At 64.6% G+C, this 7915-nt stretch carries 11 protein-coding genes; 2 read left to right on the top strand and 9 right to left on the bottom strand.

Going from position 1 to position 7915, the window contains the following annotated elements; all coding sequences use genetic code 11:
- Positions 1 to 197 precede the first annotated feature (197 nt).
- The 8 genes from EOD07_RS14610 to ureC form a co-directional block, all read right to left on the bottom strand.
- Positions 198 to 965, bottom strand: coding sequence for a class II aldolase and adducin N-terminal domain-containing protein (locus EOD07_RS14610; RefSeq protein WP_040986987.1), 768 nt, complete (start codon positions 963 to 965; stop codon positions 198 to 200).
- Positions 966 to 1039: 74 nt separating this feature from the next.
- Positions 1040 to 1672 carry an urease accessory protein UreG gene (gene ureG / locus EOD07_RS14605; RefSeq protein WP_041003813.1) on the bottom strand — a complete coding sequence of 211 codons (633 nt, stop codon included), beginning with the start codon at positions 1670 to 1672 and terminating at the stop codon, positions 1040 to 1042.
- Positions 1669 to 2109 (bottom strand): DUF3995 domain-containing protein, encoded by a 441-nt coding sequence (locus tag EOD07_RS14600; RefSeq protein ID WP_127235975.1) that lies wholly within the window; start codon positions 2107 to 2109, stop codon positions 1669 to 1671. Before EOD07_RS14600 ends, ureG begins: the two co-directional genes overlap by 4 nt.
- The gene (locus EOD07_RS14595; protein WP_127235977.1) at positions 2106 to 2777 is read right to left on the bottom strand and encodes an urease accessory protein UreF; all 672 of its coding nucleotides are present in this window, start codon (positions 2775 to 2777) and stop codon (positions 2106 to 2108) included. The genes EOD07_RS14600 and EOD07_RS14595 overlap by 4 nt, the downstream gene beginning before the upstream one ends.
- Complete coding sequence (locus EOD07_RS14590; protein WP_127235974.1) at positions 2770 to 3345, bottom strand: urease accessory protein UreE; 576 nt, start codon at positions 3343 to 3345, stop codon at positions 2770 to 2772. The genes EOD07_RS14595 and EOD07_RS14590 overlap by 8 nt, the downstream gene beginning before the upstream one ends.
- The gene (locus EOD07_RS14585; protein ID WP_127235976.1) at positions 3342 to 3947 is read right to left on the bottom strand and encodes a glutathione S-transferase family protein; all 606 of its coding nucleotides are present in this window, start codon (positions 3945 to 3947) and stop codon (positions 3342 to 3344) included. Before EOD07_RS14585 ends, EOD07_RS14590 begins: the two co-directional genes overlap by 4 nt.
- A 58-nt stretch (positions 3948 to 4005) precedes the next feature.
- Positions 4006 to 4599, bottom strand: a complete 594-nt coding sequence (locus EOD07_RS14580; RefSeq protein ID WP_127235973.1) for a hypothetical protein — start codon at positions 4597 to 4599, stop codon at positions 4006 to 4008.
- A gap of 93 nt (positions 4600 to 4692) precedes the next feature.
- Entirely contained in the window at positions 4693 to 6408 is a 1716-nt protein-coding gene (gene ureC, locus EOD07_RS14575) for an urease subunit alpha (RefSeq protein ID WP_164772253.1), read from the bottom strand.
- 164 nt (positions 6409 to 6572) lie between these two features.
- On the opposite strand from ureC, the gene EOD07_RS14570 reads away from it, so the two are divergent.
- Together EOD07_RS14570 and EOD07_RS14565 are read left to right on the top strand one after the other, a co-directional pair.
- Positions 6573 to 6950: a hypothetical protein gene (locus tag EOD07_RS14570; protein ID WP_116389956.1), complete on the top strand. Its 378-nt coding sequence runs from the start codon at positions 6573 to 6575 to the stop codon at positions 6948 to 6950.
- A 174-nt stretch (positions 6951 to 7124) separates the two neighbouring features.
- Positions 7125 to 7553 carry a hypothetical protein gene (locus tag EOD07_RS14565; protein ID WP_245470144.1) on the top strand — a complete coding sequence of 143 codons (429 nt, stop codon included), beginning with the start codon at positions 7125 to 7127 and terminating at the stop codon, positions 7551 to 7553.
- A 20-nt stretch (positions 7554 to 7573) separates the two neighbouring features.
- Here EOD07_RS14565 and EOD07_RS14560 read toward each other — a convergent pair whose 3' ends face one another.
- Positions 7574 to 7879 (bottom strand): urease subunit beta, encoded by a 306-nt coding sequence (locus EOD07_RS14560; protein ID WP_127235970.1) that lies wholly within the window; start codon positions 7877 to 7879, stop codon positions 7574 to 7576.
- Between the last annotated feature and the right edge of the window lie 36 nt (positions 7880 to 7915).

Here is a 7915-nt window from a genome sequence, read left to right as displayed (position 1 = left end):
CGAGCCACCTCTCCCCCGATCGACGGGGGAGAGGAAAGGCGCCCTTCCTTTCCCTCCGGAGGGGGGAAAGGTGGCGCTGCGAAGCAGCGACGGATTGGGGGAACCACATGGCAATCAAGCCTCGGCCCGATCAGTCCCACCGGTCACAGAAGATGTGTGCGTAGCGCAGCGTAACCGGCGAGAAGGAGGAGCCGGCATCAATTCCTATAGACCGGCTCTTCTTCGTCGAGGATCGCCTTCAACTCGGCCAGATGGCGCTCGGCCTGGCCGGGATAGTCGTCCATTTCGCGCGCGGTCTTCTCGGCGATCTCGTCCGAGAGCGTGCGCAGCGGCCGGCCGGTCCACAGCGCCTTGATGTAAGTCTCGGCGGCGCGCTCGAAATAGAACATACGGTTGAAGGTGTCGGCGACGGTGTCGCCGATGACCATGACGCCGTGATTGCCCATGACCATCACCTTGACCTTGGGGTCGGTCAGAAGCTGAGAGCAGCGCTCGCCCTCCTCCTCGAAAGCCAACCCGCCATAATTGGCGTCGACGACATGGCGGTTGAAGAACATGGCCGAGTTCTGGTCGACCGGCGGCAGCGTCGAATCGGCGAGCGAGGCAAGCACGGTGGCGTGGATGGAATGGACATGCATGGCGCAGCGGGCATGCGGGACGTTGCGATGGATGGCGCCGTGCAGACCCCAGGCGGTCGGGTCGGGCGCGTTGGGACCGGACAGCGTGTCGGGATCGTTGGCGTCGATCAGGAGCAGGTCGCTCGCCTTGATGCGCGAGAAATGCACCTGGTTGGGATTCATCAGGAATTTCGTGCCGTCCTCGTTGACCGACAGCGAGAAGTGGTTGGCCACTGCCTCATGCATGTTGAGCCGGGCGGTCCAGCGGAAGGCGGCGGCGAGGTCGACCCGCTCCTCATAATAGGGCAGGTTGCTCAGCGGTTCCTTGTGCAGGCGGGCAAGGCTCATCGAAAATCCTCCTGTTTGGGTGAGAATGCCGTGCCTGACGGCTGCCAGCAACCGCAAACTGGTAGGTCAGCGGCTCAGGCGGCAGGCCGTTCCGACTGCAGCCCGCCCTGCTCGACAATGAAGTCGATCACTTGCTGCAAGCCCTTGCCGCGCGACAGGTCGGTGAAGCCGAAGGGCCGCTTGCCGCGCATGCGGCCGGCATCGGACTCCATGACGTCGAGGTTGACGTTCACATAGGGCGCCAGATCGCTCTTGTTGATGATCAGGAAATCCGACCGGGTGATGGCCGGGCCGCCCTTCCTCGGGATCTCCTCGCCCTGGCAGACCGAGATGACATAGAGCGTCAGGTCGGCAAGGTCGGGCGAGAAGGTGGCGGCGAGATTGTCGCCGCCGGATTCGATGAAGATGATGTCGAGATCCGGGAACTTTCTGTTCAACTCGGCGATGGCGCGCAGATTGATCGAAGCATCCTCGCGGATGGCGGTGTGCGGGCAGCCGCCGGTCTCGACGCCGACGATGCGCTCTTCGGGCAATGCCTGCAGCCGCGCGAGCATCATCGCATCCTCCTTGGTGTAGATGTCGTTGGTGACGACGGCGATCGAGAAATCGTCTCGCAGCGCCTTGCAGAGCTTTTCTGTCAGCGTCGTCTTGCCGGAGCCGACCGGGCCGCCGATGCCGATGCGAAGAGGACCGTTTTTCGACGTCATGCCGGAAACTCCGAGATAGCGAGAACTGCAAAGCCCAGCCCGATCAACAGGCAGAGCGGCGAATAGAGACGCTGGTCGAGCCGTGCGAAAGGCTGCTCTGGCGCCAGCCGGCGCCACCAGGGCGTGAAGCCGGCAATGCCGCGGCCGAGGAAGACGAGGCCGATCATCAACGCCGTGGCGGCCAGGCCTTCCCTTGGAAAGGGCGTCGCGAAGACACCTGCGAGCGCCAGCGGCCAGAGCGTCGCGAGCGCGAGGCACGCGGCGACTGCAAAACTCGCGAATGACGACGGCATCTCGTCAACGCCACGGAAGCCGACGACGGCGCGGGCGCAGGATGCCTGGTCCTTGCCCGGCCAGATGCCGCCTATGCCCCAATAGACATGCAGCGTCGTGATCAACAGCAGGACGAAGGAGAGGATGACGGCAAGCACGATCATGAGCGGAACAGCCGCGAATATTGCGTTTCGTGCCTCATCGCCATGATGTCCGACGTAAAGGCCGCGCCGCCCAGATCGTCCAGGCTGGAAGCGGCGGCGCGCGATGCGGTCGCCAGCGCCAGCGGTTCGAAGCCGGCTAACAATGCGACGGCGTCGACCTGGCCGACGACGCCGAGCCTGATCGCCGCCTGCACCAGATTGGAGAAGAAAGCCTGCAGGAAGGCGGACAGAGCCTGCGCAAGATCGATACCGCCGCTACCGGCAACGGCGCCGACGGCGACGCAATAGGGACAATCGGCCGGCAAGCGCTGCAGCACCGGAGAGAACCAGGCGGACGCGGCCTGGAGGAAGGCCGCACCCTGCAGCATGGTTTCGAGATGACGCTCCCGCGATCCGGCAAGCGCCTCGGCCAGCGCGGCGATTTCCGCCAGATCGCCACCGTCACGCGCGCGGCGCCAGCTTTCGGCGAAGAGCACGGCGTCGTTCCAGCCCGATCCCATCTCGATCAGCGTCCCCAGCCAGCCGGCGAGATCTTCACGATCCGCGATCAGCCCATCCTGCGCGGCGCGCTCGAGCCCGTGGCTGTAGGAGAAGCCGCCGACCGGGAAGGCCGGCGACAGCCAGGCCATCAGCCGCAGCAGCGCGACGGTGGAAAGCTGCTCAGTCATGGCGATGGTGGTGACCATGGTCGTGGTGGTGATGGTCGTGATCATGATGATCGTGACCGTGGTCATGGTCATGGTCATGCGAATGGCCGTGATCGTGGCCATGGCCGGAATAGGCGCCGCGCACGGGGCTGAACGGCTGCAAAACCTCTTTCACCGTGGCGCCGAGGCCTTCGAGCATCGCCTTGATGACATGGTCGCGCAGGATGAGGATGCGGTCCGCCTCGATCGCCGCCGCAAGATGACGGTTGCCGATGTGCCAGGCGAGTTCGGTCAGATGCACGGCGTCGCGGGCGCGGATGTCGTAGACCTCCTCGGGCGCCGCGACGATCTCGAGCTGGCGGCCGTCCTCCAGCACCAGCCGGTCGCCATTGGCAAGCGCCACCGGTTCTGGCAGGTCGACCAGCACCTTGTCGCCGGCCGCAGTCTCGATGGCGCGGCGGCGCAGATGGCGCTCGTCATGCGGCAGCACGGCCTTGTCATAGGGTGTCGCCGCCCCGGCTTCGCCGGCCGGCAGCACCGAAACGGCACGCGGAAACTTGGTGAAATCGGTATTGATGTTGAGCTTCATTTCATGGCTCCGCCATTAGCTTGGGCGCGGGCACGAGCGGGTCGCGACAGCACACGGTCGAAATAGGCATTCACCCGGTCGGACTCGATCGGAAAACGGCCGGCGCGTGCCCAGTTGCCCATGTCGCCGAGCAAGACGTCGACAGCGGAGAACCGGTCGCCCAAGGCAAACGGCCTGTCGCCAAGCCGGCGGTCCAGCGCCTTTATTTCGGATGCGAAATCATAGGCCGCGGCCGGGCCGACATCGACCCGAACATCCTTGGGCAGCAGGAAGCGGTGGCGCAGCTTGTTCCAGAGCGGCGCTTCCAGCTCGCTCTGGGCGAAATGCATCCAGGAATCCATCTCGGCGCGGCCGGCAAGGCCGGGATTGGCGCCCATGCCCTTGTCGGCATGCTTGTCGGCCAGATAGACGCAGATCGCCGCCGAATCCGTGATTTTCAACTCGCCGTCGATCAGGATCGGCACCTTGCCGGACGGGTTGAGCGCATAGGCCTCCGGCGAGCGCAACTTGACCTCGACGAACTCGTAGGGTTGCCCGAGCTCCTCGAGCATCCAGAGCACCCGGCTGACCCGGGAGCCGCGCGATCCGACGGCCTTGTAGATGGTTGAGCCCTGCATTTCTCCCAATCCTAGATCAATGCAAGCATCAGCCCAATGGCGCTCATACGATGGTGTCGAAGAGCCGCAGGATGAAGGATATCTGATAGATCAGCGCGGCCGCGACGAAGGCGATGTGGAAGCGCTTGTCGCGCACCAGGATCGCGACGATGCAGAGCGCCACGAAGACCGGCGTGCGGAACAGATATTCGTTGCCGAAACGGGCGAAATGCTCCGGGCCTTTGAGCAGCGTGTCGATGACGTCGAGCAGATAGGTCGCGCCAAGCAGCCCGAAGAACCAGCCGCGGCGCGAGTAAAAATAATCCTCGTAGCTGGTGTAATCGAGCATCGAATCCGGAAACAGCAGCGCGCAGAGCAGGAACAGCGTGATGGCGTAGAAGATGATGAAAAGGTATTTGCCGAAGGTCCAGTTCTCGATGGCGTAGAGGCCGAATTCCCACCACCAGAAATGCACCAGCATCAGCAACACCGAGGCGACCCAGGCGAGATGCACCGCGTAGAGCCGGTATTGGCCGGGATGCTGGACGATGCGGGCAGTTCCCGAAAGCAGACGCGTGACGCCGAGGCCGATCACCATGCCCATGACGATGCGGATATGCGGGAAGATGTCGTGCGGGGAGGCGATTTCGGTGGCCATGCGTGATCACGATGCGACTGCTGCTTTGCCGCATATTGCGGTCTGCGCGCGCGAGCTGCAACGTTATTTGCCCGCCCACTGATCAGCTGCCTGTCAGAACAGGAAATACCGCTGCGCCATCGGCAGCACGGTCGCCGGCTCGCAAGTCAGCAGTTCGCCGTCGGCGCGCACTTCATAGGTTTCCGGATCGACCTCGACATGCGGCGTGGCGTCGTTGAGGACCATGGAGTGCTTGCCAATGCCGCCGCGCGTGTTCTCGACCGCGATCATCGCCTTGTCGACGCCGAGCCTTTCATGCAGGCCGGCGTCGAGCGCCGCCTTCGAGACGAACGTCACGGATGAATTGGTCAGCGCCTTGCCATAGGCGCCGAACATCGGCCGGTAGTGCATCGGCTGCGGCGTGGGGATCGAGGCGTTGGGATCGCCCATCGGGGCGGCGGCGATCGAGCCGCCGACCAGCACCATCTCCGGCTTGACGCCGAAGAAGGCCGGGTTCCACAAGACGAGATCGGCGCGTTTGCCGACCGTGATCGAGCCGATCTCCTTCGACAGGCCGTGCGCGACGGCCGGGTTGATCGTGTATTTGGCGATATAGCGGCGGACGCGGACATTGTCGTTGTCGCCGGTTTCGCCCGGCAGCGCGCCGCGCTGGCGCTTCATCTTATCGGCGGTCTGCCAGCAGCGGATCGCCACCTCGCCGACCCGGCCCATGGCCTGGCTGTCGGAAGAGATGATCGAGAAGGCGCCGATGTCGTGCAGGATATCCTCCGCCGCGATCGTCTCCTTGCGGATGCGGCTCTCCGCGAAGGCGATGTCCTCCGGGATCGACGGCGACAGATGATGGCAGACCATCAGCATGTCGAGATGCTCGGCCAGCGTGTTGACCGTGTAGGGCCTGGTCGGGTTGGTCGAGGACGGGATGACGTTGGGCAGGCCGCAGACCTTGATGATGTCGGGCGCGTGGCCACCACCGGCGCCCTCGGTGTGGAAGGCATGGATGGTGCGGCCTTTGATGGCCGCCACCGTGTTCTCGACGAAGCCGGATTCGTTCAGCGTGTCAGTATGGATCATCACCTGCACGTCGTAGGCGTCGGCGACCGACAGGCAGCAGTCTATTGCGGCGGGCGTCGTGCCCCAATCCTCATGCAGCTTCAGCGAGCAGGCGCCAGCCAGCACCATCTCTTCCAGCGCCGCCGGCTTTGACGCGTTGCCCTTGCCCGACAGGCCGATATTCATCGGAAAGGCGTCGAAGGACTGGATCATGCGCGCCATGTGCCAGGGGCCGGGCGTGCAGGTGGTGGCCAAGGTGCCATGCGCCGGACCGGTGCCACCGCCGAGCATCGTCGTGATACCGCTCATCAGCGCTTCCTCGATCTGCTGCGGGCAGATGAAATGGATATGCGCGTCGAAGCCGCCGGCCGTCAGGATCTTGCCTTCGCCGGCGATGATCTCGGTGCCGGGGCCGATGACGATGGTGACGCCGGCTTGCGTGTCCGGATTGCCGGCCTTGCCGATCGCGGCGATGCGGCCGTCCTTCAGGCCGATATCGGCCTTGACGATGCCGGCAAGCGCATCGACGACCAGCGCGTTGGTGATGACGGTATCGACCGCGCCGCCTGCCCGCGTGACCTGGCTCTGGCCCATGCCGTCGCGGATGACCTTGCCGCCGCCGAACTTCACTTCCTCGCCGTAGACCGTAAGGTCCTTCTCGACTTCGATGAAGAGCTCGGTGTCGGCGAGCCGCACCTTGTCACCGACCGTCGGTCCATACATCTGCGCATAGGCGGCGCGGCTAATCCTGGCCATCAGCAATTGCTCCCGAAATTCCGATTGATTGCGTATTGGGCACACATTGTCGCCACCCAATGGTCACGCAATGACCCGCCCGGCGACACTTTGAGCGCCAATTTGGGCGTTCCCATCGCGCCGTTGAGGCGGGCGGAATCACTCCCAAGCCGATGGAAGGAATATCCATGCGCAAAGCGATAGTTTTCGCCGCGACCGCCACCCTGATGATGGCGGGTGCCGCGAGCGCTCAGCAGCAGCCGACGCCGCAGCCCAGCCCGGCGCCGACTGCGCCCGCCGCCCCGAAAGCTCAGCCCGCCGTGCCGGCGATCCAGAGCGTCAACGTCGTCGACATCACCGAACTGCCCAAGGACACGCAGACGCAGGTCAACCAGATCGTGGCGCAGCGCGGCGATGCCGGCCTGCAGACCTTGCGCAAATCGATCGATGCCACGCCCAAGGTGAAATCCGCGCTCGAAGCCAAGGGCATGAGCTCGGCGCAGGTGATCGCCGCCAGCATGCAGCCCAATGGCGCGCTGACGCTGATCACCAAGAAAGCGAGCTGATCGCGGGCCAGGGCGGGCCGCCTCGCGGTCCGCCGGCAGGCTTTTGAAGGGAACCTGCGGCCAGGCAGGACCGTTTCGTTGTTTTCGCCCCGCCACGAGTTCAGTCAGGAGCGAACGATGGCGAATGCTCGGCGTTTTGCAAAATGGAGTTCCGTGGCTGCCGCCGCGCTTTTCATGGCCGCGCCCCATTCGGCATCCGCGGTGCAGCCCCTGCACAGCGGCAAGCCCGCCGCGGCAATCGTCGATTCCGATGTCCGGCAGGAAGAGGCGCTCTCCAGGACGGAGGCCGGAAAGGTCATTACGGCCATCGACCGCACCCGCGACAACATCGGCACGGTGCGCAAGACCACCAAGCTCGACACGGTCGACATCGTGTTCCTGACCGATGCCGCGCGCAGCGAAGGCGGACCGCCGCCGGCCATCGAGAACAAGGTGAAGCAGCATCAGGAGGATGTCGCCGAACTGCGCCAGGAGATCGAGGCGAACGCCCTTCTCTTCAACGCGATCGATTCGCGACGCGTGCAGGCCGAGGACGTGCTCGCCGTGGAGTTCGAGAATCCGGGGAAGGTCGTCATCTACGCGGCCGCCAAGCCCCCGAAGTGATGTGAGCGCGGCGGCGGACCTCACAGCTTGCCCATCACCTTCTGCTGGAAACCATAGACCTCGCGCCCGCCGCCCAGCGGCACCAGCGTGACATCGCGCTCCTGTCCCGGCTCGAAGCGCATGGCGGTGCCGGCGGCGATATCAAGCCGCATGCCGCGCGCGCTCTCGCGGTCGAATTTCAGGCCCTCATTGGTCTCGAAGAAATGATAATGGCTGCCGACCTGGATCGGCCGGTCGCCGCTGTTGGCGACCTTGAGCGTCACCGTGGGCAAGCCCTCGTTCAGCTCGATGTCGCCTTTGGCGGTGATGACTTCGCCGGGGATCATGGCGCCCTCACAACATGCCGAGGGCGAGGCCGATGC

This window comes from Mesorhizobium sp. M2C.T.Ca.TU.002.02.1.1 (assembly GCF_003997225.1).
Note: the sequence above shows the minus strand (reverse complement) of the source record. Positions and strands in the feature narration are given on the sequence as shown.

Bases quoted from the DNA above. Each gene is read 5' to 3' on its own strand.
- EOD07_RS14610 (WP_040986987.1), bottom strand. From the start codon at position 965: ATGAGCCTTGCCCGCCTGCACAAGGAACCGCTGAGCAACCTGCCCTAT.
- ureG (WP_041003813.1), bottom strand. From the start codon at position 1,672: ATGACGTCGAAAAACGGTCCTCTTCGCATCGGCATCGGCGGCCCGGTC.
- EOD07_RS14600 (WP_127235975.1), bottom strand. From the start codon at position 2,109: ATGATCGTGCTTGCCGTCATCCTCTCCTTCGTCCTGCTGTTGATCACG.
- EOD07_RS14595 (WP_127235977.1), bottom strand. From the start codon at position 2,777: ATGACTGAGCAGCTTTCCACCGTCGCGCTGCTGCGGCTGATGGCCTGG.
- EOD07_RS14590 (WP_127235974.1), bottom strand. From the start codon at position 3,345: ATGAAGCTCAACATCAATACCGATTTCACCAAGTTTCCGCGTGCCGTT.
- EOD07_RS14580 (WP_127235973.1), bottom strand. From the start codon at position 4,599: ATGGCCACCGAAATCGCCTCCCCGCACGACATCTTCCCGCATATCCGC.
- EOD07_RS14570 (WP_116389956.1), top strand. From the start codon at position 6,573: ATGCGCAAAGCGATAGTTTTCGCCGCGACCGCCACCCTGATGATGGCG.
- EOD07_RS14565 (WP_245470144.1), top strand. From the start codon at position 7,125: ATGGCCGCGCCCCATTCGGCATCCGCGGTGCAGCCCCTGCACAGCGGC.
- EOD07_RS14560 (WP_127235970.1), bottom strand. From the start codon at position 7,879: ATGATCCCCGGCGAAGTCATCACCGCCAAAGGCGACATCGAGCTGAAC.